This window comes from Pseudomonas sp. TMW22091 (assembly GCF_022496705.1).
Classification (GTDB): domain Bacteria; phylum Pseudomonadota; class Gammaproteobacteria; order Pseudomonadales; family Pseudomonadaceae; genus Aquipseudomonas; species Aquipseudomonas saxonica.
Map to the genome: position 1 here is coordinate 1 of NZ_SCFI01000001.1, position 26,309 is coordinate 26,309.

Annotated in this window: 21 protein-coding genes, 5 tRNA genes and 1 pseudogene; 4 read left to right on the forward strand and 23 right to left on the reverse strand. The window is 55.8% G+C overall.

The window, feature by feature from the left end:
* Positions 1-40 precede the first annotated feature (40 nt).
* The 5 genes from EQV93_RS00005 to EQV93_RS00025 all read right to left on the reverse strand — a co-directional run bounded on the left by EQV93_RS00005 (position 41) and on the right by EQV93_RS00025 (position 630).
* Positions 41-116, reverse strand: a tRNA-Glu gene (locus EQV93_RS00005).
* A gap of 102 nt (positions 117-218) precedes the next feature.
* Positions 219-294: transfer RNA gene (locus EQV93_RS00010), tRNA-Gly, on the reverse strand.
* A gap of 5 nt (positions 295-299) precedes the next feature.
* A tRNA-Glu gene (locus EQV93_RS00015) sits at positions 300-375 on the reverse strand.
* Between the two features lie 101 nt (positions 376-476).
* Positions 477-552: transfer RNA gene (locus EQV93_RS00020), tRNA-Gly, on the reverse strand.
* A 2-nt stretch (positions 553-554) separates the two neighbouring features.
* Positions 555-630 (reverse strand) — tRNA-Glu (locus EQV93_RS00025).
* Positions 631-1,020: 390 nt separating this feature from the next.
* Between EQV93_RS00025 and EQV93_RS00030 the strand changes: the two genes are divergently transcribed.
* On the forward strand, positions 1,021-1,776 hold the full coding sequence (locus EQV93_RS00030; protein WP_240890682.1) for a hypothetical protein: 756 nt from the start codon (positions 1,021-1,023) through the stop codon (positions 1,774-1,776).
* Between the two features lie 144 nt (positions 1,777-1,920).
* Here EQV93_RS00030 and EQV93_RS00035 read toward each other — a convergent pair whose 3' ends face one another.
* Positions 1,921-2,265 (reverse strand): YggL family protein, encoded by a 345-nt coding sequence (locus EQV93_RS00035; RefSeq protein ID WP_146383925.1) that lies wholly within the window; start codon positions 2,263-2,265, stop codon positions 1,921-1,923.
* A 232-nt stretch (positions 2,266-2,497) separates the two neighbouring features.
* On the opposite strand from EQV93_RS00035, the gene dacB reads away from it, so the two are divergent.
* Entirely contained in the window at positions 2,498-3,964 is a 1,467-nt protein-coding gene (dacB, locus tag EQV93_RS00040; RefSeq protein WP_122784579.1) for a D-alanyl-D-alanine carboxypeptidase/D-alanyl-D-alanine endopeptidase, read from the forward strand.
* Positions 3,965-4,035: 71 nt separating this feature from the next.
* Here dacB and rlmKL read toward each other — a convergent pair whose 3' ends face one another.
* Complete coding sequence (gene rlmKL / locus EQV93_RS00045) at positions 4,036-6,306, reverse strand: bifunctional 23S rRNA (guanine(2069)-N(7))-methyltransferase RlmK/23S rRNA (guanine(2445)-N(2))-methyltransferase RlmL (protein WP_122784580.1); 2,271 nt, start codon at positions 6,304-6,306, stop codon at positions 4,036-4,038.
* Between the two features lie 539 nt (positions 6,307-6,845).
* Between rlmKL and rmf the strand changes: the two genes are divergently transcribed.
* Positions 6,846-7,061 carry a ribosome modulation factor gene (gene rmf, locus EQV93_RS00050; RefSeq protein WP_019827662.1) on the forward strand — a complete coding sequence of 72 codons (216 nt, stop codon included), beginning with the start codon at positions 6,846-6,848 and terminating at the stop codon, positions 7,059-7,061.
* 131 nt (positions 7,062-7,192) lie between these two features.
* Here the strand turns inward: rmf and EQV93_RS00055 are convergent, their stop codons facing one another.
* From EQV93_RS00055 to ppsA, 10 genes and pseudogenes are all read right to left on the reverse strand, one after another.
* On the reverse strand, positions 7,193-8,218 hold the full coding sequence (locus EQV93_RS00055) for a quinone-dependent dihydroorotate dehydrogenase (RefSeq protein ID WP_240890888.1): 1,026 nt from the start codon (positions 8,216-8,218) through the stop codon (positions 7,193-7,195).
* Positions 8,219-8,338: 120 nt separating this feature from the next.
* Positions 8,339-8,782: an OmpA family protein gene (locus EQV93_RS22485; RefSeq protein WP_425281165.1), complete on the reverse strand. Its 444-nt coding sequence runs from the start codon at positions 8,780-8,782 to the stop codon at positions 8,339-8,341.
* A pseudogene (locus EQV93_RS22490) lies at positions 8,777-9,316 on the reverse strand (OmpA family protein); the annotation flags it as partial. The gene EQV93_RS22485 and the pseudogene EQV93_RS22490, both read right to left, overlap by 6 nt.
* A gap of 106 nt (positions 9,317-9,422) precedes the next feature.
* Positions 9,423-10,013, reverse strand: a complete 591-nt coding sequence (sigX, locus tag EQV93_RS00065; protein WP_122784583.1) for an RNA polymerase sigma factor SigX — start codon at positions 10,011-10,013, stop codon at positions 9,423-9,425.
* Between the two features lie 90 nt (positions 10,014-10,103).
* On the reverse strand, positions 10,104-10,928 hold the full coding sequence (locus EQV93_RS00070) for a mechanosensitive ion channel family protein (RefSeq protein ID WP_122784584.1): 825 nt from the start codon (positions 10,926-10,928) through the stop codon (positions 10,104-10,106).
* Between the two features lie 2 nt (positions 10,929-10,930).
* Positions 10,931-11,176 carry a CrfX protein gene (locus EQV93_RS00075; RefSeq protein WP_122784585.1) on the reverse strand — a complete coding sequence of 82 codons (246 nt, stop codon included), beginning with the start codon at positions 11,174-11,176 and terminating at the stop codon, positions 10,931-10,933.
* Positions 11,177-11,239: 63 nt separating this feature from the next.
* The gene (locus EQV93_RS00080; RefSeq protein WP_122784586.1) at positions 11,240-12,235 is read right to left on the reverse strand and encodes a CorA family divalent cation transporter; all 996 of its coding nucleotides are present in this window, start codon (positions 12,233-12,235) and stop codon (positions 11,240-11,242) included.
* 24 nt (positions 12,236-12,259) lie between these two features.
* Positions 12,260-12,751 carry a ribonuclease E activity regulator RraA gene (gene rraA / locus EQV93_RS00085; RefSeq protein WP_122784587.1) on the reverse strand — a complete coding sequence of 164 codons (492 nt, stop codon included), beginning with the start codon at positions 12,749-12,751 and terminating at the stop codon, positions 12,260-12,262.
* A 254-nt stretch (positions 12,752-13,005) separates the two neighbouring features.
* The gene (locus EQV93_RS00090) at positions 13,006-13,950 is read right to left on the reverse strand and encodes an alpha/beta fold hydrolase (protein ID WP_240890683.1); all 945 of its coding nucleotides are present in this window, start codon (positions 13,948-13,950) and stop codon (positions 13,006-13,008) included.
* A gap of 104 nt (positions 13,951-14,054) precedes the next feature.
* Positions 14,055-16,430: a phosphoenolpyruvate synthase gene (gene ppsA / locus EQV93_RS00095; protein WP_122784589.1), complete on the reverse strand. Its 2,376-nt coding sequence runs from the start codon at positions 16,428-16,430 to the stop codon at positions 14,055-14,057.
* Between the two features lie 176 nt (positions 16,431-16,606).
* Here ppsA and ppsR point away from each other — a divergent pair, with 176 nt between their 5' ends.
* Positions 16,607-17,425, forward strand: a complete 819-nt coding sequence (gene ppsR / locus EQV93_RS00100; RefSeq protein WP_122784590.1) for a posphoenolpyruvate synthetase regulatory kinase/phosphorylase PpsR — start codon at positions 16,607-16,609, stop codon at positions 17,423-17,425.
* An 84-nt stretch (positions 17,426-17,509) separates the two neighbouring features.
* Here the strand turns inward: ppsR and prpD are convergent, their stop codons facing one another.
* The 6 genes from prpD to EQV93_RS00130 form a co-directional block, all read right to left on the reverse strand.
* Entirely contained in the window at positions 17,510-18,994 is a 1,485-nt protein-coding gene (prpD, locus tag EQV93_RS00105; RefSeq protein ID WP_240890684.1) for a 2-methylcitrate dehydratase, read from the reverse strand.
* Positions 18,995-19,279: 285 nt separating this feature from the next.
* Positions 19,280-20,470, reverse strand: coding sequence for a 2-methylaconitate cis-trans isomerase PrpF (gene prpF / locus EQV93_RS00110; protein WP_240890685.1), 1,191 nt, complete (start codon positions 20,468-20,470; stop codon positions 19,280-19,282).
* A 46-nt stretch (positions 20,471-20,516) separates the two neighbouring features.
* Positions 20,517-23,108 carry a Fe/S-dependent 2-methylisocitrate dehydratase AcnD gene (gene acnD, locus EQV93_RS00115; RefSeq protein ID WP_122784593.1) on the reverse strand — a complete coding sequence of 864 codons (2,592 nt, stop codon included), beginning with the start codon at positions 23,106-23,108 and terminating at the stop codon, positions 20,517-20,519.
* A 70-nt stretch (positions 23,109-23,178) separates the two neighbouring features.
* Complete coding sequence (gene prpC, locus EQV93_RS00120) at positions 23,179-24,306, reverse strand: bifunctional 2-methylcitrate synthase/citrate synthase (RefSeq protein ID WP_146383932.1); 1,128 nt, start codon at positions 24,304-24,306, stop codon at positions 23,179-23,181.
* 211 nt (positions 24,307-24,517) lie between these two features.
* Positions 24,518-25,405: a methylisocitrate lyase gene (gene prpB, locus EQV93_RS00125; RefSeq protein ID WP_122784595.1), complete on the reverse strand. Its 888-nt coding sequence runs from the start codon at positions 25,403-25,405 to the stop codon at positions 24,518-24,520.
* Positions 25,402-26,124 (reverse strand): GntR family transcriptional regulator, encoded by a 723-nt coding sequence (locus EQV93_RS00130; RefSeq protein WP_122784596.1) that lies wholly within the window; start codon positions 26,122-26,124, stop codon positions 25,402-25,404. The genes prpB and EQV93_RS00130 overlap by 4 nt, the downstream gene beginning before the upstream one ends.
* Positions 26,125-26,309: the final 185 nt, after the last annotated feature.

Below are 26,309 nucleotides of genomic sequence, written 5' to 3' on the forward strand. Positions count from 1 at the left end.
GCAAGGTCGTGCTCTACCAACTGAGCTATTCCCGCAATAATGGCGTCCCCTAGGGGACTCGAACCCCTGTTACCGCCGTGAAAGGGCGGTGTCCTAGGCCACTAGACGAAGGGGACGTTGCCCGAAACATACACTGTACATTTCAGTGCCAGGTCATTAACCGAAGTTAGTAACTTGGCTTTCACTCAACCCCGTCCGAAAACGAAGCTGCTTAAAAATGGAGCGGGAAACGAGACTCGAACTCGCGACCCCGACCTTGGCAAGGTCGTGCTCTACCAACTGAGCTATTCCCGCAATAATGGCGTCCCCTAGGGGACTCGAACCCCTGTTACCGCCGTGAAAGGGCGGTGTCCTAGGCCACTAGACGAAGGGGACGTTGCCCGAAATGTACACGTACATTTCAGTGCCAATCACATAACCTGAGTCAATGATCTGGCTTTCACTCAACCCCGTCCGAAAACGAAGCTGCTTAAAAATGGAGCGGGAAACGAGACTCGAACTCGCGACCCCGACCTTGGCAAGGTCGTGCTCTACCAACTGAGCTATTCCCGCAATGGCGTCCCCTAGGGGACTCGAACCCCTGTTACCGCCGTGAAAGGGCGGTGTCCTAGGCCACTAGACGAAGGGGACACGCTACAACTTCACTGGTTGCTGGCGTTTAGCTATTCGCTTTACGCTGCAATTGGCGCGCATTCTAGGGATGGATTTGAAAGGCGTCAACCCCATTCTGAAAATATATTGAAATCAATGACTTCCCTCTTCTACGCAAGCTTTCCTGCGCAGTACGTCGCTGAACTTGCGACGCGTGTATTCCGTCTCACTCCAAGGGGTTATGATTGCTTGGATTGAGTGATGGCACATTGCAGTCATTGCTCTTCAAGCTCCAGGTAGATAGTCCATAATCGAGAACACACTGCGCTTCCTTAATCTGCATCCAGAATACGTCCAACAGGCAATACTGCCTTGGCCCTGCATTCACCAGCAGACCACTTTGAAGAGGTTTTAACGTTGACTCCTTCCATGATCGCCCTGCTTGTCGTAGCCGGGATCGTACTGTTGATTGTCATTGCCTACCTGAACCATATGGTGGAGAACAACAAGCTGGAAAAAAAACGTCAGAAGGTCGAACTCAATGACCGTATTCGTCGGTGCAGCGAGGTCAACGAGACATTCCCGGGCCAATTGATGTCTGGGGCGCTCAAGCTTTTACTGACTCGTCTTGAGCTCAACGCGACACAACGGTTATTGCAACTGCAAAAAAACAGTGCCGCAACAAAAGCACGGGTTGCCGAACTCACCGCGTTGGTCGGGCAAGGCGAGTCAATTGCGGTCAATAACCCTCCACGCCCTATCCTTGCGGAGGCCACGGCCAAAGATGTTCGCTTTGCGCTGGAAACTCTACACGGCCAAATCACGCGCGCGGCCAAAGATCACGTGCTGAGCAACGGCGAAGCCAAGGAGTGGCTAAAAGAGGTGCATCACCTGCTGGTGGTTCTGCATATCGAGTTCTTCAACAATCTCGGCCAGCTTTCGCTCCAGCAAAACCAGCCTGGTCAAGCACGTCTGGCTTTTGAACGTGGGGTGCAGTACTTGCGCCAACAGCCAGACACACGATACAGCACCCAGCTCGACGCTTTTGAAGTGCAATTGGCTCGCGCGAACACTCTTCTGCTGAACAAGTTTGAACCCGCAAAAGACGAGGCCAATGAGCTGGCCGAAGGGCTCAAAAGTGACGAGGTAGAAGGCGACTGGAAGAAAAAGGCGATTTACGATTAAACGCCGCGCAGCCTTAATGCAGGAGCCGTGCGGGAAATTGCACAGGACATTGCAGGCTATAAAAGCAAAGGTGTGATGAGTACCCAGAACGGGTCAGAGGGCAAAACACAAAAAGGCAGTCCAGGACTGCCTTTTTGTTTGACGTCAGGCTACCGGATTGATTGGCTTTTCCGGGTACCACACGTCCAACAGCGGGCTAACTTCAGCGCTGGTCAGCTCTGGGCGAGCTTTCAACCAGGCTTCAACAGCAGCACGCTGCTCTTCGGTGACCGAACCACGTTTCTGCAGGCAAACAAGACCGAAGTCGTCGCCGCCAACATAGCCAAGGCCGTTAGCTTCCATGGCTTCTTTCAAAAAGGCTTCCAGGAAAGCGTCGACAGCTTCATCCGACAGGTCTTCTTTGAAATCCAGGTTCAGCTCAAAACCCAGCTCCTGAAATTCATCAACGCACAATTTTTTGCGCAGACGCTGGGAACGATTAGTAGCCATTGAACAATCCTCTTAAGTAATAACGGCGGCACTTTACCAGCTTAAGCTCGCGTCTGCCCGGTTCCGTGCGAACGGTTCATCGTTTTCTGCTTATATTAAGCACGTGTCTTTGGCATGCCGATGCACAAGCTCACAAACCTTGGGGCATAATGCCGATACTTTTATGACCATCGAGGGCGTTTTTCGTCGTGCCCTCTTATTTTTCCCCCTCGCGTGCAGGGTTTTACTTCTTATGATCAAATCTTTACGACCACTGCTTCTCGCGGGCCTTTTTTTACCGCTCGCCTTCGGCGCTAACGCCGCCCCCGTCAACACCACGCTTTCGCCTAAAGTTCAGCAAGCGCTCAAAACCAATAAACTGCAAAACGATGCGCTGTCGCTGGTCATGATCCCGCTCAATGGCCCCGGTGTGCCTACCGTGTTCAATGCCGATGTGTCCATGAACCCCGCCTCCACCATGAAACTGGTGACCACGTACGCGGCACTTGAAATGCTCGGCCCGACTCATCAGTGGAAAACTGAGTTCTACACCGACGGCACCCTGAACAACGGCACGCTGCAGGGCAATCTGTACCTCAAGGGCGGCGGTGACCCCAAACTCAACATGGAAAAACTCTGGCTGCTGATGCGTGACCTGCGCGCCAATGGCGTCCAGCATGTCACCGGCGACCTGATACTGGATCGCAGCTTCTTTGAACAACCTCAACTTCCGGCGTTCAACGACGACGGCAACGATAAAAACAAGCCGTTCCTGGTCAAACCCGATGCGCTGATGGTCAACCTCAAGGCGTTGCGCTTTATCGCCCGTAATGATGCGGGCAAGGTGTTGATCTCGGTCGAGCCGCCGATTGCCAGCATCCGGGTCGACAATCAGGTGAAGGCCCTCAACAGCAAGCAATGCACCGGCGATGTCCGCTACAACCCCGTGCAACAAGCCGACGGTACTGTTCTGGTCACGGTCAGCGGCCAGCTGGCCGATGGCTGCAACTCTCAGACCTACCTGTCCCTGCTTGATCACGCGACCTACACCGCAGGCGCCGTACGGGCCATTTGGAAAGAGTTGGGCGGCACCATTCAAGGCCAGGACCGTCAGGCCAGCGTGCCCAAAAATGCCAAATTGCTCGCTCGCGCCTACTCGCCGGACTTGGCCGAGATCATTCGCGACATCAACAAATACAGCAACAACACCATGGCTCAGCAGCTGTTCCTGAGCCTCGGCGCTCAGTTCCGCAATGATGCGGACGGCGACGACGCCAAAGCAGCTCAACGTGTCATTCGCCAGTGGCTGGCCAAAAAAGGCATCACGGCACCGCATCTGATCATGGAAAACGGCTCAGGCCTTTCACGTGCCGAGCGAGTCAGCGCACGTGAGATGGCACAAATGCTTCAGGCAGCCTGGAACAGCCCGTACGCCGCTGAGTTCATCAGCTCCATGCCGATTGCAGGCAAGGACGGCACCATGCGCAAACGCCTCAAAACGACAGCCATGAACGGTCAAGCCCATATCAAAACCGGCACCCTGAACACCGTACGGGCTATTTCCGGCTTTAGCCGTGACAGCAATGGCAACACCTGGGCGGTCGTCGCGATTCTTAACGACCCTCGCCCTTGGGGCGCCTCATCGATTCTCGATCAAGTCCTGCTCGATCTGTATCGCCAGCCAGCGCTGACCAACAACGCAGTCTCCATCGCCCAGTAAGGTTTTACAGACAATAAAAAACGCCCTTGATCTTGCGACCAAGGGCGTTTTTTTATCGCCTTAACCCAGAATCATCGAGCCATGATTTTCCAGGCACGGTGGATTTTGCTGTTGCGGGCAAAGTCCGGATCAATAGTGCTGGCGGTAATTTCTTCAACCGCATAACGCGATTCCAGATGCTCATCCAGGATGAACTTGCGGAAGTTATTCGAGAAATACAGCACGCCGCCCGGCGCCAGACGCGCCATGGCCAGATCCAGCAGTTGCACGTGATCGCGCTGGACATCAAAGATGCCTTCCATGCGCTTGGAGTTCGAGAAGGTCGGTGGATCGATAAAGATCAGGTCGTACTCTTCACGGCAGGCGTCCAGCCACACCATCACATCGCCCTGCTCCAGACGGTTCTTGTCAGAAAAACCATTCAGGGACAAGTTGCGACGCGCCCAGTCCAGATAGGTCTTGGATAAGTCAACGCTGGTGGTGCTGCGAGCCCCGCCTTTAGCCGCATGCACACTGGCCGTCGCGGTGTAGCAATACAGATTGAGGAAGCGCTTGCCACTGGCTTCTTTCTGGATACGCATGCGCATAGGCCGGTGATCGAGAAACAAACCGGTGTCCAGGTAGTCAGTCAAGTTAACCAGCAGCTTCACGCCGCCTTCATTGACCTCGGTGAACTTGCCCTGTGCGCTTTGACGCTCGTACTGCTTGGTGCCGCTCTGGCGCTCACGACGCTTGACGATCACGCGGCTCTTGTCGATGTTCAGCGCTTGAGGAATAGCCGCCAGTGCATCGAACATACGGGCCGAGGCTTTTTCCGGATCAATGGATTTGGGTGCCGCATATTCCTGCACGTGAACCCAATCGTGATACAGGTCGATGGCCATTGAGTATTCAGGCATATCGGCATCGTAAACCCGGTAGCAATCGATGCCTTCACGCTTGACCCACTTGCTCAGCGCCTTGAGGTTCTTTTGCAAGCGGTTGGCAAACATCTGCCCGCCTTCACTCAAGCGCGGCTGTTCGATCACTACCGGAGCGGGCTTGATCGGGTTACCGTTCTTGTTGAACTTCTCGTACTTGGTCGGCGCTTCGATGTTGGACGGCAGGTCGGACTCGGCCTGCTCTCGCTCGGCTTGACGCTGTTCAGGAGTGCGACGCTCGCCTGTGACGAACTGATCCGGCACGACTTTGATCAACAACAGCTTGCACGGTAACGCACCGTTCCAGAACGAATACTGTTTATGGCTGCGAATACCCATGCGCTTGCCCAAATCCGGGGCACCCGTGAAAACCGCTGCCTCCCAGTTCAGACAGGCCTGACGCAGGCGCTCACCCAGATTCTGGTAGAGGTAAAGCAGGCTTGCCTCGTCCCCCAGACGCTCGCCGTACGGAGGGTTACAGATAACCAGACCTTTCTGGTTCTGATCCGGACGCGGCTCAAAAGTGGCCACTTCGCCCTGATAGATTTTGATCCAGTGGCTTAAACCGGCACGTTCAATGTTGTTACGTGCAGGCTGGATAAGACGCGGGTCGGCTTCATAACCACGGATCCACAGAGGCGGTTTGGCCATGCCAATTTCGGCACGCTCGGTGGCCTCTTCGTGGAGTTTTTTCCAGATCGCCGGAATATGCCCCAACCAGGCATCAAAACCCCAATGGATACGGTTGAGGTTGGGCGCCATATCGGCAGCAATCATCGCGCCTTCGACCAGGAATGTACCCACGCCACACATCGGGTCAGCCAACGCAGCGCCTTCAGCTGCCATGCGTGGCCAGCCAGCACGAATCAGGATAGCGGCCGCAAGGTTCTCTTTGAGCGGTGCCGCACCTTGCTGCAGACGGTAGCCACGCTGGTGCAGGCTGCTGCCTGACAGATCCAGGGACAGAATCGCCTCGCCGCGGTCCAGACGCAGGTGAATGCGCAAGTCCGGGCTGAATTTATCAATGGATGGGCGCTCACCGGACGGCGTGCGCAGTTTGTCGACGATGGCATCCTTGACCTTCAACGCACCGAAGTGCGTGTTGTCGATGCCCGAACCGTGGCCACTGAACTCAACAGCCAGCGTACCGTCCGGCACCATATGGTCATGCCATTCAACATCCAGTACGCCGTGATACAGGTCCTCAGCGTCTTTCATAGGGAAGCGCTTGAGCACCAACAAGACACGGTTGGCCAGGCGCGACCAAAGGCAGAGGCGATAGGCGGTTTCCATATCCGCGACACCTCGAATGGCCGAGGTATGCTCGCGGGCTTCCTCAAGACCAAGGCCGGTAGCCTCCTCAAGGAGAAGGCCTTCAAGACCTTTGGGGCAAGTAAGGAAGAGTTCGTAACGATCCGACATGGAATTCCTGAGCTTTAAGCTATCAGTGAGAAGGCAACGCATCGCCTGCTCCGTTTTCAATCAAGCGCTTTTCTTGAAGAGCGCTCGTGTGGCACGAAACTGTGCCGTTCCACCCCGGCGACCACCCGGCCCGAAGGCACAAGGAGTTTAGACGCAGAGACAGTTCATTCATTCAGAAACAATGTGACATGTTCAGACCCTTCGTCGAATAGTACCCGATCATTGTGGGTGGCTATTCACTGCAGAGAATGACACGCATCCTCTTTGCAAGGGCTCGCCCTGTCAGGCTTTAGTCGCTTTTGGGCCAGCAAAACAGGCCTTTCTTATGGCCTTAACACCATTATCGTTACGTCCTTATGACAAAACGATCATTCACACACCTTGGCTCATTGGTTAGAAATGAACACAGGTTGTCACCGCACAGGCGGCAACAAAATGCTCGCCACGCCGGCAGCGAGCACACCAACGGCAGAACACTCTGCCCCGACCTCTGGTAGGTCGACGCTATACAAACAGTCAACAAGTGAGGGCAACACCCTATGAGAAGACTTAAGCGTGATCCGTTGGAAAAAGCATTTTTACGCGGATATCAATATGGCGTTCATGGAAAATCCCGTGAGCTTTGCCCTTTTACTCTACCGTCGGTACGCCAAGCCTGGATTAACGGCTGGCGAGAAGGACGCGGCGACAACTGGGACGGTATGACAGGCACTGCGGGCATCCACAGACTTAACGAACTTCACGCCGTCGGCTAACTCTGGGCACACTCCGACATCACCTTTAAGACGCACCGACTTAACCATGCCGTCCTATCCAGGCGGCGGGCTGCGGCCCAAGGGCTCCTTGATGGAGCCCTTTTTATTGCCCGACTATAGGGTCTGGTCGATTACTTGCGGGCAAGTGCCGTAATAGCGTCGACAGATTCTCTGATCAGGGCCGGGCCTTTATAAATAAAGCCAGAGTAGATTTGCACAAGACTGGCACCAGCAGCGATTTTCTCAGCTGCGTGCTTGCCTTCAGTAATACCGCCCGCAGCGATGATAGGCATACGACCAGCCAGCTCGGCTGCCAGTACTTTAACCGTGTGGGTGCTCTTTTCACGCACGGGCGCACCCGATAAACCACCGGCTTCATCACCGTGCTCCATGCCTTCAACACCCACGCGGCTTAACGTCGTGTTGGTGGCGATTACGGCGTCCATACCCGTTTCAAGCAATGCCTGAGCCACGAGAACGGTCTCTTCATCAGTCATGTCCGGCGCGATTTTAATGGCCAGCGGTACACGCTTGCCGTGTCGCTCGGTCAGTTCTTTCTGACGGATTTGCAAGGCTTCAAGTAACTGCTTGAGCGAATCACCAAACTGCAAACTGCGCAGCCCGGGGGTATTCGGCGAGCTGACGTTGACGGTCACGTAGCTGGCGTGGGTATACACTTTGTCCAGGCAGATCAAATAGTCATCGACTGCGCGCTCAACCGGCGTGTCAAAATTTTTGCCGATATTAATGCCCAAAATGCCGTTGTATTTAGCCGCTTGAACCCGCGCCAGCAGATGATCAACCCCAAGGTTGTTGAACCCCATACGGTTGATGATGGCTTGCGCTTGCGGCAACCGGAAGATGCGTGGCTTGGGGTTTCCTGGCTGAGGGCGTGGCGTCACGGTGCCCACCTCTACAAAACCGAAACCCAATTGAGCAAAGCCATCGATGGCCGAGCCGTTTTTGTCCAGACCCGCAGCCAGGCCGACCGGGTTTGGAAAGTCGAGCCCCATTACATTAACCGGCAGTCTGGCCGGGGCCTTGCACAACAAACCATTAAGCCCCAGCCGGCCACCCGCACCGATCAAGTCCAGAGACAGGTCGTGAGAGGTTTCGGGGGACAGTTTGAAGAGCAACTGGCGGGCCAGGTTATACATGGGTTCAATGGTCTCGAGGCTGACAGAAAGAGGGCGCAATTATAGCTGCGCTGTACGGCAAATCACAGGCAAAGAAAAACCCGGCCTGAGCCGGGTTTTTCTGAACAGCCTAGCTAAAAATTACTTAGCTTCAGCTTGAACGGTAGCTTCTACGCGACGGTTCAGAGCACGGCCTTCAGCAGTTGCGTTAGTAGCAACTGGGTTTGCTTTACCGTGACCAACAGCGTCTACACGGTTAGAAGCAACACCTTGGTTAACCAGAGCTGTACGAACGGCGTCTGCACGACGTTGCGACAGTTTCAGGTTGTAGGCATCGGTACCAACGCTGTCGGTGTAACCAGCAACAGTCGTGGTGGTCGATGGGTACTGCTTCATGAAATCAGCAACGTTGTTGATGTCAGGCATGTACTGCGACTTAACGTTAGCCTTGTCGAAGTCGAATTTCACGTCCAGTTCAACGCGAACAACTTCAGCAATCGGAGCTTCTGGTTCTGGCTCAGCGATTGGTGCTGGAGCTGGAACTGGAGCCGGTGCAACTTTACCGCCGTTGCCGCCGAAGTTCACACCCAGGCCAACGGTAGGAGCGTAGTCCCACTTGCCGTTGTCCAGTTTGTAGTCAGCTTCAACGCCTGCACGAGCGAAGATGTTGTTAGTGATGTACCACTTAACACCAGCGCCAGCAGTCAGGAAAGTCGACTTGTCACGACCGCTGTGACCGTCATCTTCTACGTTGGTCATGCTCTTGTGAGCAACACCACCGGAAACGTATGGACGCAGAGCGTCGCCAACGTCACGGAAGTGGTACTGAGCGTTCAGACCAAAGTTGTCGCCTTTGATTTTCTGGTGGCCAGTGCCGTCATTCGAACGGGTGTGGTTGGTCTTGTCGTAGGTCAGGTTCAACGAGACGTCGTCGGTAATGAAGTAACCGATCGATGCGCCTGGGTTGTAACCGTCTTCAACGTGGTCGACGCTGTCGTTGTACTGTTTTTTGTAGAACAGTTCACCCTCGACCGCGCCTTGGCCTTGTGCCAGGGCACCGAACGAAGTTGCGGCTACAAAGGAACCAATGGCAATGCCCAAGGTGTTTTTCAGTTTCATCCGTTAAATCCCCATCTGGTGATTGTAAAGCAGTCCCACATACCGGGGGACAACTCGGCGACAAGTCTATCAGACCTTGCCTACACGTAGATCCATTTGCACTGAACTAAGTTTCAGCATTATCCGCAAATTTCTCACGTAATTTGTCAAGAGCACGCTTGTACCGCATCTTCGTCGCGCTCAAACCCATATGCATTATGTCTGCGATTTCCTGAAATTCCAGTTCTGCGACGAAACGCAGCACTAAAATTTCGCGATCAATCGGATTCACGTGCACCAGCCAGCGATCAAGTCCGCCCTTTTCCTCAGGTTTCGGCGCCTTTTCTTCAGACGCTTCCTCGAGGGGATCAATACTTAATGCGTCCATCAAGCGACGCTTTCGCCGTTCCTTTCGATACTGTGTAATGCATTCGTTGTAAGTGATGCTATAGAGCCATGTCTTGAATTTCGATTTGCCTTCGAAATTCTTTAGACCATACAGCACCTTGAGCATGACTTCCTGACAGACATCATCTGCGTCTCTATCGTTCCCTAAATACCTTGAACATACGTTGAACAAAGTGCGTTGATAACGCCGCATCAGCTCTTCGTAGGCCCGCGTGACGTGGAACAACTCATCATGCGCGCGCGCCACCAACTCCTCATCAGAGAGCTCGCGGGGATCGTAGCGCATGGACAGCGGTTGTGCTTTATTCAAAACGAGTCGTGCCGACAGTCAGGTCAATGTCCGCCGCAGCCTGACAAGCAGGCAGTAACGCGGCGGCATACAGTATCAGGGTTTACCGCATTAGCGGCGCGTCACGTGCTGCTCAAGCAAAGTCCGATTAGAGAGGGAGACTAGCTCACCCTCATCAGTCAGCAACGTGGTTTTAACCGTACCGATTTCCTCTATCTGACCTTCAACCGCCCCCACTCGAATGTCCTGCCCAACCTGATACAGCTCACGCACATAGATCCCGGCAAGAATCTGCCCGGCAATTTCTCGACTACCCAGCCCCATGGCCAATGCAACTGCCAGGCCTACCGTGATCAATACAATCACAATCACGTGGTTCAGAAGGTCGGTTTTGACCTCCAACTGACTGATCGCCACCGAAATACTGATGATGATCACAAGCCCTTGGGCAACCCGCCCCAAGCCTGCAGCGTAATCAAAACCGACACTCTCGGCAGCGCCGCGTACCAGGCCATTAAGCAGTTGCGCCAACAATACGCCAGCCAGCAACACTAAAATGGCACCGAATACTTTTGGCAAATACAGCGTAAAGATATCCAGCGTAGCTGAAACTCGTTCGAGCCCCAGAGACTGAGCCGCCGAAACAAGAAATATCAGAAGTATGAACCAGTAGACAATTTTGCCAATCAAAGTGGAAATAGGCACTTTGATACCGGCACGGCCGAGAATTTTAGTCAGTCCTGTTCCGCCCATCAAGCGATCAAGACCCAACTTGGCAAGCAATTTGGACAACAGGGCATCAAGCAGTTTGGCAACCACGAAACCCAGCAGTACGACCACCAACGCCCCGAAAAGGTTCGGAATAAAGTTGGCAATTTTGGTCCACAAGGCAGTCATTGCCGTGACCAGGCTCTGGGTCCAGAGATCAAGTTCCATGTTCAATCAGCCTTATCAGCAGGGCGAGCAGCAGGTTTGCGCCGCGAAACGGGCGCAATATGAGCTGAACCGCTATTCAAAGCAATCATCAGTGCCTGTACCCAACGCCCCAGCAAGCTGAAAAGATCACCCGCACCGACCTGGCGGTTAGCGGTTTTCAGTACTCGACCCAGGCAAGCGTCATCGTCACGGGTAGACGCCGGCGCCTTGAGCATGTCACGTAGCGATTGTTCAAACGGATCGTGCATAAGCACCTCTCGATATGTCAGTAAAAGACGCGAGCAACTTTGACGGCGTCACATTTGCCCCGCTCATAGCCACTGCAACCGACGGTAAAACCACCATTGGCCCACACCAATCACCAGCATTAACAGACAGGTCACCGCGAACCCGTAGGAATCATTTGAGAACGGCACCCCGCCCACGTTAATGCCCAGCAAACCGGTGATAAAGGTGATCGGCAAGAAGATTCCGGTCAGCACGCCAAAGCGGTACATGATGCGACTCATGCGCACATTCAAGCGCCGGTCCTCGGCCTCCAGAACCAGCCCCACGCGCTCGCGCGTGAGTTCCAGCTCCTCAAGATAGCGGGTGAGGCTGTTGTTCAGTTCGTTCCAGTAATCGGCATCATCCGGACTGAACCACGGTAATTTGGTACGGGTCAGCTGGCCGAAAATATCCCGTTGCGGAGCTAGAAATCGACGCAAGGCAGCCGCCCTGCGACGGATCTGCAAAATGGAGCCGTGCTCAGGCGTATACCGTTCGTCGGCATCTATTTTATCTTCTTCGTCATCGACGATTTCTGATAGCTCGCCGATCAAGTCCTGCACTTTTAATGTCAGGTGCTGGGCCAGATAAAGAATCAATTCAGAGGGATTATTCGGCCCTTCACCCTGGGAAAACTCCCCGAGCAGTTCATCGGTGGCGCGTAACGGACGCATACGCAGCGATATAACCCGCTGCGCACTGCCAAAAATACGCAGCGAGACCATGTCTTCAGGTTCTGCACCGGGGTTCAGATTGACCCCGCGCAAAAACAACAGGAATTCGTTGTTGGGCAGCGTCAACAACCGAGGACGGGTATTTTCCTCGAGGAGCAAATCACAGCTGAAATCGCTAAGGCCGCTGGAATCGCGCAACCAGCTCTGGGTCTGCGGGTGGCTGCGATCCCAATGCAACCAGATACTCTCGTGAGGTTGCAGTTGCAGATCGTCCAGCTCGGTGCGGGCAATAGAGCGCGCCCCACCTTCACCGTCCAGCACCAGGGCGTGCACCAGGCCCCATTGCGCGTTTTCGTCCTCGAACATCCGTGATCCTTAGTGGAAATGCGTTTAGCCCGGCATCTTCAAGGCTGATGGCGAAACGATAATGCCATTGTTATCGGCATAAATGAATTCACCGGGGCGAAATGTAACGCCCGCAAAGGTCACGACCACATTCAAATCACCGATGCCGCGCTTGTCGGTTTTCATAGGGTGGCTAGCCAATGCCTGCACGCCTAGATCGGTTTGGGCAATCACATCCACGTCGCGAATACAGCCGTAGATCACCATCCCTTCCCAACCATTTTTCGCCGCTTTCTCTGCGATCATGTCGCCCAATAACGCCCTGCGTAGTGAGCCGCCACCATCTACTACCAATACTTTCCCTGCGCCATTGAGCTCAGCCTGCTCTTTGACCAGGGAATTATCTTCAAAGCATTTGACGGTTACGATCTCTCCGCCGAAAGAATCATGACCGCCAAAGTTGCTGAACATGGGCTCAAGTACTTGCACCAGCTCAGGGTAGGCATCACACAGATCGGGAGTGCAATAGTGATTCACGGGAAAGCTCCTGTTGGGAAGGACAGCAAGCAACACACTAGGGTTAAGGTATAGACGGTCTGGTGAAGACAGGTTTTACCCGTCGCGGCTATTCCTTGTCGAGAACTCATTAACCCCTTGCACGCTGAAAATGACCAAAAGCGCGCGCCGCGTCACATCCTAGCCACTAATGCGTACTTTGAAGGCAGCCCATATTGCACCTGTAGCCGCTGTCGAGGTACGAGGTTGCGATGGGCTGCGCGCAGGCCCAGCTTTTAGCAATCACGCAACCAATCGCGCACCAGCGGCCACACCTCTTTTTGAGCAGGCTGACTGACGAGCATTTCAACGTGACTGAAATCGGTACTAAAACCGTGCTCGCGCCCCAGCGCCACGAAGGTGCGCTGCGAGGAGCCCAACTGATCGTAGAGTTTTCGGCACGCCCACTCGGGCGTCAGCTTGTCACCTGTCGCGGCGACCGCCAGCACCGGCACCTGAACTTCGGCCAGGCCTGCCCACCAGTCACGCTCGGTGTCCTTGAAACGCCCCAAAAAGCCATTCCAGCGCAAGGCTTCCAGCGCGATACTGACAGGCTCATCCTCTGGCCCGCGATTTAGACGCACGCCCGACAGATACCTGAAGCGCTTGAGCAGCAAATAAGCACACCACTGCACCGGCGGGATTTTCAGCCAGCCGTAACGGCGATTGATCTGGGTACCAAAAAACGCCGCCGATGCCACCAGGTCATCGTTGAGATACTGACCGCCAAGCGCTGCCGCAAGGCTGATGCCACCCTGAGAATGGCCGATCCAGTGTGGCGTTTGCCCACTTATCTCTCTGACAAAAGCACCTATTGCGGGCAAATCGTAACGGGCATAGTCAGTCACACGGTTCTTGTTCCAGTGAATATTGCGAGCCGACAAACCATGACCGCGCATCTCGGGTAGCCACACATCAAAACCGGCACGCGCCAAAAAAGCGCCAAGCCCCACCCCTTTGGGCGAATACCAGAAGCGTCGGTTGGAAAAACCGCCATGCAACAAAATGACCGGTACGCCGCGCGCGCTATCGCCGTCTGCCAGCCCAAGACGCGTGGCCACCAGCTCAACGGAAATATCGGGGCTGTTGGCGGGTTTCAAGCGATAAACGTCTTCGCTCAGATCGCCCCGACGCTCAGCGCTGATCAGGGCAACGGGAAAAAGATGACTGCTGCTTTGCATAATGCTCTTGCACAAAAAAGGGCGACTCCACACAGGAACTCGCCCTAGAACTGCTTATAAAGAGCAGGGAACGCCATCAGCGCCCCCGCCCTTCTCTCAACGACTCAAGCTTGCGCCTGACCTTCTGCCAGGAAGAACCAGGTTTCCAGCACGGTATCGGGGTTCAACGACACGCTTTCAATGCCCTGATCCATCAGCCAGCGCGCCAGATCCGGGTGATCGGAAGGGCCCTGACCGCAAATACCGATGTACTTGCCAGCTTTGTTGCACGCCTGAATAGCATTGGACAGCAGCTTTTTAACCGCTGGGTTACGCTCATCAAACAAGTGCGCAATCACACCGGAGTCACGATCCAGGCCTAGCGTCAGCTGAGTCAGGTCGTTGGAGCCGATGGAGAAACCGTCGAAGAACTCCAGGAACTCTTCGGCCAGAATCGCGTTGGACGGCAGTTCACACATCATGATGATGCGCAGACCATTCTCGCCGCGCTTGAGGCCGTTTTCGGCCAGCAAGTCGATCACCTGGCTCGCCTCACCCAACGTGCGCACGAACGGCACCATGATCTCGACGTTGGTGAAGCCCATCTCTTCACGCACGCGCTTGAGCGCGCGGCATTCAAGTTCGAAGCAATCACGGAAGTTTTCGCTGATGTAACGCGAAGCACCGCGGAAGCCCAACATCGGGTTTTCCTCTTCCGGCTCGTACAACTTGCCGCCGATCAAGTTGGCGTACTCGTTGGACTTGAAGTCCGACAGGCGCACGATCACTTTTTTCGGGGTAAACGCAGCCGCCAGAGTGCTGATGCCTTCAACCAGTTTTTCGACGTAGAAACCAACCGGATCGTCGTAGCCCGCGATACGTTTGTCGACGCTGTTCTTGATTTCCGGCGGCAGACCGTCGTAGTTCAGCAGCGCTTTAGGGTGCACACCGATCATGCGGTTGATGATGAATTCCAGACGAGCCAGGCCCACACCCGCGTTCGGTAGCTGCGCGAAGTCAAAGGCACGGTCTGGGTTGCCAACGTTCATCATGATTTTGAACGGCAGTTCCGGCATGGCGTCGACGGAGTTTTTCTTGATATCGAAGCCCAGTTCGCCTTCGAAGATAAACCCGGTGTCGCCTTCAGCGCAGGACACAGTCACACCCTGACCGTCTTTCAACAGTTGGGTGGCGTTGCCGCAACCGACAACGGCCGGAATACCCAGTTCACGGGCGATGATCGCCGCATGACAAGTACGCCCGCCACGGTTGGTGACAATGGCACTGGCGCGCTTCATCACCGGTTCCCAGTCCGGGTCGGTCATGTCGGAAACCAGTACATCGCCCGGCTGCACTTTGTCCATTTCGGACACGTCTTTAATGATGCGCACTTTGCCCGCACCAATACGCTGGCCAATGGCGCGACCTTCAACCAGCACAGTGCCGGTTTCTTTGAGCAGGTAGCGCTCCATCACATTGCCGGCACTGCGGCTTTTCACGGTTTCAGGGCGCGCTTGAACGATGTACAGCTTGCCGTCATCGCCATCTTTGGCCCACTCGATGTCCATCGGGCACTTGTAGTGCTTTTCGATGATCATGGCTTGCTTGGCCAGTTCGCTGACTTCGGCGTCAGTGAGGCAGAAGCGCGCACGATCGGCCTGATCAACGTCGATCACCTTGACTGACTTGCCGGCGCTGGCTTCGGCGCCGTAAATCATCTTGATCGCTTTGCTGCCCAGGTTGCGGCGCAAAATGGCAGGACGACCCGCTTCCAGGGTTTGCTTGTGAACGTAGAACTCGTCCGGGTTTACCGCGCCTTGTACGACGGTTTCGCCCAGTCCGTAGGCGCCGGTGATGAACACTACATCACGAAAGCCCGACTCGGTGTCCAGGGTGAACATTACGCCGGCGGTGCCGGTTTCGGAGCGCACCATGCGCTGCACACCCGCCGACAGGGCGACCAGTTTGTGGTCAAAGCCCTGATGCACACGGTAGGAAATCGCCCGATCGTTGAACAAGGAGGCAAACACCTCTTTGGTCGCACGAATCACGTTTTCAACGCCACGGATGTTCAGAAAGGTTTCTTGCTGACCGGCGAAGGACGCGTCCGGCAAGTCTTCGGCCGTTGCCGACGAGCGTACAGCCACCGCCATATCAGGGTTGCCGTTGGACAAGGTAGCGAACGCCGTACGAATGGCTTCGTTAAGTTGCTCGGGGAACTCGGCTTCCATGATCCATTGACGGATCTGCGCGCCGGTTTTGGCCAATGCGTTGACGTCATCGACATCCAGCGCGTCGAGCGCCGCATGGATCTGATCGTTCAAGCCGCTCAGTTCAAGAAAATCACGGTAGGCCTGGGAGGTTGTGGCAAAACCACCGGGAACCGAAACACCAGCGCCTGCAAGATTGCTGATCATCTCGCCGAGGGATGCGTTCTTGCCCCCTACGTGCTCTACGTCATGGGCGCCGAGCTTATCGAGGGAAACTACGTACTCTACCAAGGTGATCTCTCCACTAACTGTGTTGGAAAAGCTCAGGGCGCTGAATACTCATCTAGGGAGCATCGCAGCGATTGTGGCCTGGACCTGGAAAATAAGTGAAACTGCCTGTTATGTAGTGCAACAAAATCTTACCTATCATATCCAAGATTCGTCACCAGCTTAAGGCCCAAGCGCAAATGAAACGATCTGCTTTCTTTATCTCCGATGGAACCGGCATTACCGCCGAGACCTTGGGCCAGAGTTTGTTGGCACAATTCGAAAATGTGACCTTCAGCAAGTTCACCCGTCCGTACATCGACAACGCTGAAAAAGCGCGGGCAATGGTACAACAAATCAACAATGCCGCCGAAAAAGACGGGCTTCGGCCTATCATTTTCGACACGATCGTCAATCAGGACATCCGTGAGATCCTCGCAACTTCCAATGGTTTCATGATTGATATTTTCTCCAGCTTCCTTGCCCCGCTGGAGCAAGAACTGGCAGAACATTCTTCCTATTCAGTAGGCAAATCGCACTCCATCGGCCATAACTCCAACTACATGGAGCGTATCGAGGCGGTTAACTTTGCCCTCGACAATGACGACGGGGCACGTACGCATAAATACGACAAGGCCGATCTGATCCTGGTAGGTGTCTCACGCTGCGGTAAAACGCCAACCTGCCTTTATATGGCCATGCAATTCGGTATACGCGCGGCCAACTATCCGCTGACTGATGACGATATGGAAAGTCTCAAGCTTCCTCCGGCATTAAAGGCGCACAAGCACAAGTTGTTTGGCCTGACCATCGACCCTGATCGCTTGACCGCCATTCGCAACGAGCGCAAGCCCAATAGCCAATACTCCAGCTACGCCCAGTGCGAGTTTGAAGTGCGCGAAGTTGAGCGCTTGTTCCAGCGTGAAAACATCCCGCATATCAACTCCACTCATTTCTCGGTCGAAGAAATCTCGGCCAAGATTCTGGTCGAAAAAGGTGTAGAGCGGCGTTTCAAATAAAGCGAGCTGCCAGCTTTTAGCCACAAGTTGGCAGTTGAAAACCAGATTGCGCACGCCTGTTTGACGTGTCGCTTGCCGCTGTTTTCACTGCTCAAAGAGCCCGACAAACGTATGAACAGGCATCGCCTCAAGCCTTGCCTGATCCTTGCACAGCTCAAAAATCTCGGTGCAACGCTGCCCGACAAATCGTGTCGCCAGGTTGGCCTTGAACTTGTCCTCCAGCAATGGAATGCCTTGTGCCCGACGACGGCGATGGCCTATTGGGTATTGCACGACTACTTGCCCGGTGCAGGTGCCATCGGTGAAAAACACCTGAATGGCGTTGGCTATCGAGCGTTTATCCGCCTCCAGGTATTCACGGGTAAACCGCGGGTCTTCAACGATCTCCATCTTCTCGCGCAGCTCATCAATGATTGGATGTGCCGCATGAAACTCATCTTCGTAGTGTTCCGCCACCAGATTGCCAAACGCCAGTGGCACGGCAGCCATGTATTGAAGACAGTGATCACGGTCTGCCGCGTTGGCCAATTTGCCTTGCTTGGAAATGATTCGAATCGCTGATTCGTGGGTTGTAATTACGATTTTGGCGATTTCGTGCAGGCGATCCTTGACCTCCGGATGTAAGGTCACGGCCGCCTCGCAGGCAGTTTGCGCATGAAACTCGGCCGGGAAGCTGATCTTGAACAGCACGTTTTCCATTACATAGGTGCCGTAAGGCTGCGACAAACTGAAGTGGCGCTGGTTTTCAGGCTTGAGCGCCAAATCCTTGTTGGTGTGACTGAACAGCACATCGTAAAAGCCCCACTGCGGTGCGGTGAGCACACCCGGCACGCCCATTTCGCCACGCATGGCAATGTCTGCCAGGCGCACGCCACGACTTGAAGCATCCCCTGCTGCCCAGGATTTACGCGACCCCGCATTCGGCGCATGGCGGTAGGTGCGCAGGGCTTGGCCATCAACAAATGCATGGGACAACGCCGACAATAACTGCTCGCGGTTCGCGCCCATCAACTTGGCACAGACCGCGGTGGACGCGACTTTGACCAACAGCACATGATCAAGGCCTACACGGTTGAAAGAGTTTTCGAGGGCAATTACCCCCTGAATCTCATGGGCCATGATCATCGCGTCAAGGACTGTCCGCACGGTCAGTGGTTTTTCGCCATTCGCCACACGTTTTTGTGACAGGTGATCGGCCACCGCCAAAATACCGCCCAGATTGTCCGAGGGATGGCCCCACTCCGCCGCCAGCCACGTGTCGTTGTAATCCAGCCAGCGCACGATGCAGCCGATGTCCCACGCGGCTTTGACCGGGTCGAGGCGAAAGGAGGTACCGGGGACACGCGCCCCGAACGGCACCACGGTATCTGCCACAATGGGCCCCAAGTGCTTGGTGCATTCAGGAAAACGTAGCGCCAGCAAACCGCATCCCAATGTATCCATCAGGCAGTTACGGGCGGTGTCGAGGGCTTCGGGGGAAGTGATGGTGTAAGTCAGAACATAGTCGGCAATGTCCTGCAAAACCTGGTCATAGTCAGGACGGTTGTTAAGGTCGACGTTGGCGCTCATGGGGCAGTCTCCAGCAAGCATTATTGAAACGTGGGTTAATCCTCAGGCAGGTCGTTAGCAGGCGGGTCTGGAGTGCCCGCTTAATATCAGTGTTGAAGCATTCCCTCACCCTAGCCCTCTCCCAGAGGGAGAGGGGACTAAAGGCAAAAGCAAATCGGCGCAAAACCACCAAGCAATCCCCTCTCCTTCTGGGAGAGGGGACTAAAGGCAAGAGCGAATCGGCGCAACACCACCCATCAGCCCCCTCTCCCTTTGGGAGAGGGTTGGGGTGAGGGTTTTACGCCATCAAAACGAATCGCCAGGCACCCGCACCCAACCTTCCATCAAGACCCGCGCACTGCGGCTCATGATCGCTTTAGTGACCGTCCATTCATCGTTCACACGCTGCGCTTGTGCACCCACGCGCAATGTTCCTGACGGATGCCCGAAACGCACGGCGCTGCGCGGTTCACCGCCCGCAGCAAGGTTGACCAGCGTGCCGGGAATCGCCGCCGCCGTACCAATGGCCACCGCCGCCGTGCCCATCATCGCGTGGTGCAACTTGCCCATCGACAATGCACGCACCAACAGGTCAATACTCTGCGCACTGACTGGCTTGCCGCTGGATGACACGTAATCCAAAGGCCCGGCAACAAACGCCACTTTCGGGGTGTGCTGACGCTTGGCGGCATCTTCAAGCCGGTCAATCAAACCCATGCGCAACGCACCGTGGGCGCGAATGGTTTCGAACATGGCCAGCGCTTTCGGGTCGCTGTTGATGTCGTTTTGCAGTTCAGCTCCGGTGTACCCCACATCCCGTGCATTGACGAAGATGGTTGGAATACCCGCATTGATCAGGGTCACGTTCAGGGTGCCCACGCCTGGCACTTCGAGGTCATCCACCAGATTGCCGGTCGGAAACATCGAACCGCCTGCCCCCTCTTCGTCCGCCGCCGGATTCAGAAACTCAAGCTGCACTTCAGCGGCCGGAAAAGTCACGCCATCAAGCTCAAAGTCACCGGTTTCCTGAACCGCGCCATCGGTAATCGGCACATGAGCAATAATGGTTTTACTGATGTTGGCTTGCCAGATTCGCACCACAGCCGTGCCGTTATGCGGGATACGCGCCGGGTCCACCAGACCGCTGCTAATGGCAAACGAACCGACCGCTGCCGAGAGGTTTCCGCAGTTGCCGCTCCAGTCCACAAATGGCTTGTCGATGGCGACCTGGCCAAACAGGTAGTCCACATCGTGATCCGCATGGGCACTTTTGCTAACGATCACGGTTTTGCTGGTGCTGGAGGTCGCCGCACCCATGCCGTCGATCTGCTTTTCATACGGGTCAGGGCTGCCGATGACGCGCATCAGCAAGGCATCGCGGGCGGCACCCGGCACCTGAGCAACAGCCGGCAAATCGAGCAGGCTGAAAAAAACGCCTTTGCTGGTGCCGCCACGCATATAGGTGGCGGGGATTTTAATTTGTGCTGCGTAGGCCATAAAAAAAATCCTTTATAGGCCGGGGCACTTGGCCCCGGCACTGCAATTAAGCCGTGGCCGATTCCAGGAAGTCCTGAGCAAAGCGTTGCAACACGCCACCGGCTTCATAGATCGACACTTCTTCAGCTGTATCCAGGCGGCACGTCACCGGCACCTCGACGCGTTCACCGTTTTTACGGGTAATCACCAGCGTCAGCGTGGCACGTGGCGTGCGCTCACCAATAACATCGTAGGTTTCGCTGCCGTCTATTTGCAGCGTTTTACGGTCAGTGCCCGGCATGAACTCCAGCGGCAACACACCCATGCCCACCAGGTTGGTGCGGTGAATGCGCTCGAAACCTTCGGCCGCGATAGCTTCCACACCGGCCAGTCGCACGCCTTTGGCTGCCCAGTCGCGGGACGAGCCTTGCCCATAGTCGGCACCGGCAATGATGATCAGCGGCTGCTTGCGATCCATGTAGGTCTCGATGGCCTCCCACATACGCACCACTTGGCCTTCCGGCTCCAGGCGGGTCAGAGAACCCTGCTTGACCTTGCCGTCTTCGATGACCATTTCATTGAACAACTTGGGGTTGGCAAAGGTCGCACGCTGGGCCGTCAGGTGATCGCCCCGATGCGTCGCGTATGAGTTGAAGTCGACCTCGGGCAGGCCCATTTTCGCCAGGTACTCACCTGCCGCACTGTCGAGCATGATCGCGTTGGACGGCGACAAATGGTCAGTGGTGATGTTGTCCGGCAACACCGCCAGCGGGCGCATGCCTTTGAGCGGACGCGCACCGGCCAAGGCGCCTTCCCAATAAGGCGGACGACGGATATAGGTACTTTGTGGGCGCCAGTCGTACAGCGGCTCAACTTTGGGGCCGGTGTCTTCGTGAATCGCGAACATCGGGATATAGACCTGACGGAACTGCTCAGGCTTAACGGCTGCCTTAACCACGGCGTCGATTTCTTCGTCGCTCGGCCAGATGTCCTTCAGACGGATTTCATTGCCATGAGCATCGAGTCCCAACACGTCTTTTTCGATATCGAAACGGATGGTGCCGGCAATCGCATAGGCCACGACCAATGGCGGCGAAGCCAAAAAGGCTTGTTTGGCATAAGGGTGGATACGGCCGTCAAAGTTGCGATTACCCGACAGCACCGCAGTGGCGTAAAGGTCGCGGTCGATGATTTCCTGCTGAATCTTCGGGTCCAGTGCCCCCGACATGCCATTGCAAGTGGTGCAGGCAAACCCGACGACACCAAAGCCTAACTGCTCCAGTTCATCGGTCAGCCCCGCCTCGTCCAGGTACAGGGCCACGGTTTTCGAACCCGGCGCCAGCGACGATTTAACCCACGGCTTGCGGGCTAACCCCAGTTTGTTGGCGTTACGGGCGATCAAACCGGCGGCAATCACGTTACGCGGGTTACTGGTGTTGGTGCAGCTGGTGATGGCCGCGATGATCACGGCGCCATCCGGCATTTGCCCCGGCACATTGTCCCACTGACCGGCAATGCCCTTGGCTGCCAGATCGCTGGTGGCTACACGGGCGTGCGGGTTGCTCGGACCGGCCATGTTGCGCACCACGGATGACAGATCAAAGCTCAGGTTGCGCTCGTATTGCGCGCCCTTGAGGCTGTCGCCCCACAGGCCGCTGACCTTGGCATAATTTTCGACCAGTTGAACTTGCTGGTCTTCGCGGCCCGTGAGCTTGAGGTAATCGATGGTTTGCTGGTCGATATAGAACATTGCCGCTGTGGCGCCGTATTCCGGGGCCATGTTGGAAATGGTCGCACGGTCGCCCAATGTCAGGGCCGCAGCGCCTTCGCCATAGAACTCGAGCCAGGCACCGACAACTTTTTGTTTGCGCAGAAACTCGGTCAGCGCCAGGACCATGTCCGTCGCGGTAATACCCGGTTGCAGCTTGCCTGTCAGCTCTACGCCAACAATTTCTGGCAGGCGCATCCATGAGGCCCGACCGAGCATCACGCTTTCGGCCTCAAGACCACCGACGCCAATGGCGATCACACCCAGCGAATCGACGTGGGGGGTGTGACTGTCGGTGCCCACGCAGGTGTCGGGGAAGGCCACACCGTCACGCACTTGAATCACCGGGGACATTTTCTCTAGGTTGATCTGGTGCATTATGCCGTTGCCGGGCGGGATCACGTCGACGTTTTTAAAGGCCTTTTTGGTCCACTCGATAAAGTGAAAGCGGTCTTCGTTGCGACGGTCTTCGATGGCGCGGTTTTTTTCAAACGCCTCGGGATCATTGCCGCCACATTCCACAGCCAGCGAGTGATCGACGATCAGTTGGGTCGGTACCACCGGGTTCACTTGTGCCGGGTCGCCGCCTTGCTGCGCGATGGCATCGCGCAGACCCGCGAGGTCAACCAGCGCGGTTTGCCCAAGAATGTCGTGACACACCACGCGGGCCGGAAACCACGGAAAGTCGAGGTCGCGCTTGCGTTCAATCAACTGGCTCAACGAGGCATTCAGGGTCGCGGGGTCACAGCGCCGCACCAGGTTTTCGGCCAGCACGCGGGAGGTATAAGGAAGCGTGTCATAAGCCCCGGGCTTGATCGCATCGACTGCCGCGCGGGTGTCGAAATAATCCAGGCGGGTGCCCGGTAGTGTTTTGCGAAATTCAGTGTTCATGGCGTAGGGCTCGATCACGGTTAGGTCTGAGGGCGCACCGCCGTTGAGGCGTGACGAGGCGCCCTGCTGGTCAGCGACGTTCGATTAGTACGAACTTGCGCTGTTCGACGCCGGTGTATTCGGCGCTCGGGCGGATGATGCGATTGTTGGCTCGTTGCTCGAACACGTGGGCAGCCCAACCTGTCAGGCGTGAGCACACGAATATAGGGGTGAACAACTTGGTCGGAATGCCCATGAAGTGGTACGCCGAGGCATGGTAGAAGTCGGCATTCGGGAACAATTTTTTCTGTTCCCACATGGTTTTATCAATGGCCTCGGACACCGGAAACAACACCGTGTCACCGACTTGATCAGCCAGCTTTTTCGACCATTGCTTGATCACTTCATTACGCGGGTCACTGTCCTTATAGATGGCATGACCAAAGCCCATGATCTTGTCTTTGCGCGCCAGCATGCCGAGGGTGCCCTGAACGGCGTCTTCTGCCGAACCGAAACGCTCGATCATTTCCATCGCCGCTTCGTTGGCACCACCATGCAGCGGGCCGCGCAGCGAGCCGATCGCCGCCGTAATGCATGAGTACAGGTCAGACAGGGTCGAAGCACAGACACGCGCAGTGAACGTGGAGGCGTTGAACTCATGCTCTGCATAAAGGATGAGTGACACGTTCATCACTTTGACGTGCAACTCACTCGGCTTTTTACCGTGCAGCAAGTGCAGGAAGTGGCCACCAATCGAGTCTTCGTCGCTCAAGCAGCTAATGCGCTTGCCATCGTGGCTGAAGCGATACCAGTAGCACATGATCGCCGGGAAGGTAGCCAGCAGGCGGTTGGTCTTGTCCAGTTGCTCGGAGAAGTCTTTCTCTGGCTCCAGGTTGCCCAGGAACGAACAACCGGTACGCATCACATCCATCGGATGCGCGTCAGCAGGAATGCGCTCCAGTACTTCTTTCAACGCCTGGGGCAAATCACGCAGGGTTTTGAGCTTGGCCGTGTAGTCAGCCAGCTCGGCCTTGGTAGGCAGTTCGCCGTACAGCAGCAGGTAAGCCACTTCTTCAAACTGGGCATCGGCTGCCAGCTCACGGACGTCATACCCTCGATAAGTGAGCCCGGCGCCTTCCTGACCTACGGTCGACAGCGCCGTTTGACCGGCCACCTGGCCGCGTAATCCGGCACCACTCAATACTTTTGCTTCGGCCATTGCGCTCTCCAATCTTGAATTTGTTAGGGATAAGGCAAATTTTTGTAGCCGCTGTCGAGCGAAGCGAAGGCTGCGATCGGCTGCGAAGCGGCCGCACACCAAGCGACTCAACCGTTCAGACAGACCACACCTTGCGATCTTGCGACCGCTTCGCGCTCGAACGCAGCCTTCGCTTCGCTCGACAGCGGCTACAGGTATTACGGGCGTTTAATTATTTCTTCCCGGCAAATACCGCGTCGAGCTTCTGCTCGAAAGCGTGGTAGTTGATGGCGTCGTACAGTTCCATGCGGGTTTGCATGGTGTCGATGACGTTTTGCTGAGTGCCGTCGCGTCGGATCGCGCCGTAGACGTTTTCCGCCGCTTTGTTCATGGCACGGAACGCCGACAACGGGTACAGCGCCAACGATACGTCGGCGCTGGCCAATTGCTCGGTGGTGTACAACGGCGTCGCGCCGAACTCGGTGATATTGGCCAGAATTGGCGCCTTCACCCGGTTGGCGAACAGTTTGTACATCTCAAGCTCAGTGATGGCTTCAGGGAACACCATGTCTGCGCCCGCTTCCACACACGCCGCCGCACGCTCAAGCGCCGACTCCAGACCTTCCACCGCCAGCGCATCGGTGCGCGCCATGATCACAAAGCTGTCATCAGTGCGTGCATCCACCGCAGCCTTGATGCGGTCGACCATTTCTTGCAGCGAGACGATTTCTTTATTCGGACGATGACCGCAGCGCTTGGCGCCCACCTGGTCTTCAATGTGAATCGCCGCCGCACCGAACTTGATCATCGATTTGACGGTGCGCGACACGTTGAAAAACGAGGAGCCAAAACCAGTGTCCACGTCGACCAGCAGTGGCAGGTCGCACACGTCGGTAATGCGTCGAACATCGGTCAATACATCATCAAGACCGGTGATGCCCAGATCCGGCACGCCCAAAGACCCCGCCGCCACCCCGCCACCCGACAGGTAAATCGCCTTGAAGCCGGCGCGCTTGGCTAACAGCGCATGGTTGGCGTTGATCGCGCCGACCACTTGAAGGGGATGTTCACTGGCGACTGCATCACGGAAACGTTGGCCTGGACTGTTTTTATTACTCATGACTCACCTCGTGGAGTGGCTGTCTGCTGGGCGCTGTCTTGGTAATGACGCGCAATATTGCGTTTAGAAGCACCTATGTGGCGGCGCATCAATAACTCGGCCAGTTCACCGTCGCGATCGGCAATGGCATCGAGAATGCGGTGATGCTCGGCAAACGCCTGATGCGGGCGGTTGGGCGTGGTCGAGAACTGGATGCGGTACATGCGCACCAGTTGATACAACTCGCCGCAGAGCATTTGGGTCAGCGTGCGGTTGCCGCTGCCTTGAATAATCTTGTAATGAAAATCGAAGTCGCCTTCCTGCTGGTAGTAACCGACACCCGCTCGAAACGCCTCATCGCGCTCATGGGTTTCGAGCACGCGGCGCAACTCGGCAATGTCTTCGTCGCTCATGCGCTCGGCGGCCAGGCGGCACGCCATGCCTTCAAGGGACTCACGGATTTCGTACAGTTCTATCAGCTCGGCGTGGCTCAAGGACACGACTCGCGCGCCAACGTGGGGGACGCGAACCAGCAGGCGCTGCCCTTCTAGCCGGTGAATGGCTTCGCGTAGCGGGCCTCGGCTGATGCCATAGGTACGCGCCAGTTCGGGTTCTGAGATTTTGCTGCCGGGGGCAATTTCGCCTTTGACAATAGCGGCCTGAATACGCCGAAAGACGTTCTCGGAGAGGGTTTCCGAATCGTCCTGAACGTTCAGCTCAGAATCCAGTGCTTGCAGCATATTGTCGACACCTTGAAAATCAATAACGCCAAAACTAGCGATTAAGGCGGTAATAGTCAAAGCATAAATAGATATTGTCGACAATCCGATTGTTCGACCTTAGTTGTATCGACAAGCCACACGTGCCCCGCAAGCCGCCTCAACGCTGGCGCCATAAAACCATCATGCTAGAATGCCGGCCGCAT

Excerpts from the sequence above, each read along its gene's own strand:
- EQV93_RS00030 (WP_240890682.1), top strand. The coding sequence starts at position 1,021 with ATGATCGCCCTGCTTGTCGTAGCCGGGATCGTACTGTTGATTGTCATT.
- EQV93_RS00035 (WP_146383925.1), bottom strand. The coding sequence starts at position 2,265 with ATGGCTACTAATCGTTCCCAGCGTCTGCGCAAAAAATTGTGCGTTGAT.
- dacB (WP_122784579.1), top strand. The coding sequence starts at position 2,498 with ATGATCAAATCTTTACGACCACTGCTTCTCGCGGGCCTTTTTTTACCG.
- rlmKL (WP_122784580.1), bottom strand. The coding sequence starts at position 6,306 with ATGTCGGATCGTTACGAACTCTTCCTTACTTGCCCCAAAGGTCTTGAA.
- rmf (WP_019827662.1), top strand. The coding sequence starts at position 6,846 with ATGAGAAGACTTAAGCGTGATCCGTTGGAAAAAGCATTTTTACGCGGA.
- EQV93_RS00055 (WP_240890888.1), bottom strand. The coding sequence starts at position 8,218 with ATGTATAACCTGGCCCGCCAGTTGCTCTTCAAACTGTCCCCCGAAACC.
- EQV93_RS00070 (WP_122784584.1), bottom strand. The coding sequence starts at position 10,928 with ATGGAACTTGATCTCTGGACCCAGAGCCTGGTCACGGCAATGACTGCC.
- EQV93_RS00075 (WP_122784585.1), bottom strand. The coding sequence starts at position 11,176 with ATGCACGATCCGTTTGAACAATCGCTACGTGACATGCTCAAGGCGCCG.
- EQV93_RS00080 (WP_122784586.1), bottom strand. The coding sequence starts at position 12,235 with ATGTTCGAGGACGAAAACGCGCAATGGGGCCTGGTGCACGCCCTGGTG.
- EQV93_RS00090 (WP_240890683.1), bottom strand. The coding sequence starts at position 13,950 with ATGCAAAGCAGCAGTCATCTTTTTCCCGTTGCCCTGATCAGCGCTGAG.
- ppsR (WP_122784590.1), top strand. The coding sequence starts at position 16,607 with ATGAAACGATCTGCTTTCTTTATCTCCGATGGAACCGGCATTACCGCC.
- prpD (WP_240890684.1), bottom strand. The coding sequence starts at position 18,994 with ATGAGCGCCAACGTCGACCTTAACAACCGTCCTGACTATGACCAGGTT.
- prpF (WP_240890685.1), bottom strand. The coding sequence starts at position 20,470 with ATGGCCTACGCAGCACAAATTAAAATCCCCGCCACCTATATGCGTGGC.
- acnD (WP_122784593.1), bottom strand. The coding sequence starts at position 23,108 with ATGAACACTGAATTTCGCAAAACACTACCGGGCACCCGCCTGGATTAT.
- prpC (WP_146383932.1), bottom strand. The coding sequence starts at position 24,306 with ATGGCCGAAGCAAAAGTATTGAGTGGTGCCGGATTACGCGGCCAGGTG.
- prpB (WP_122784595.1), bottom strand. The coding sequence starts at position 25,405 with ATGAGTAATAAAAACAGTCCAGGCCAACGTTTCCGTGATGCAGTCGCC.
- EQV93_RS00130 (WP_122784596.1), bottom strand. The coding sequence starts at position 26,124 with ATGCTGCAAGCACTGGATTCTGAGCTGAACGTTCAGGACGATTCGGAA.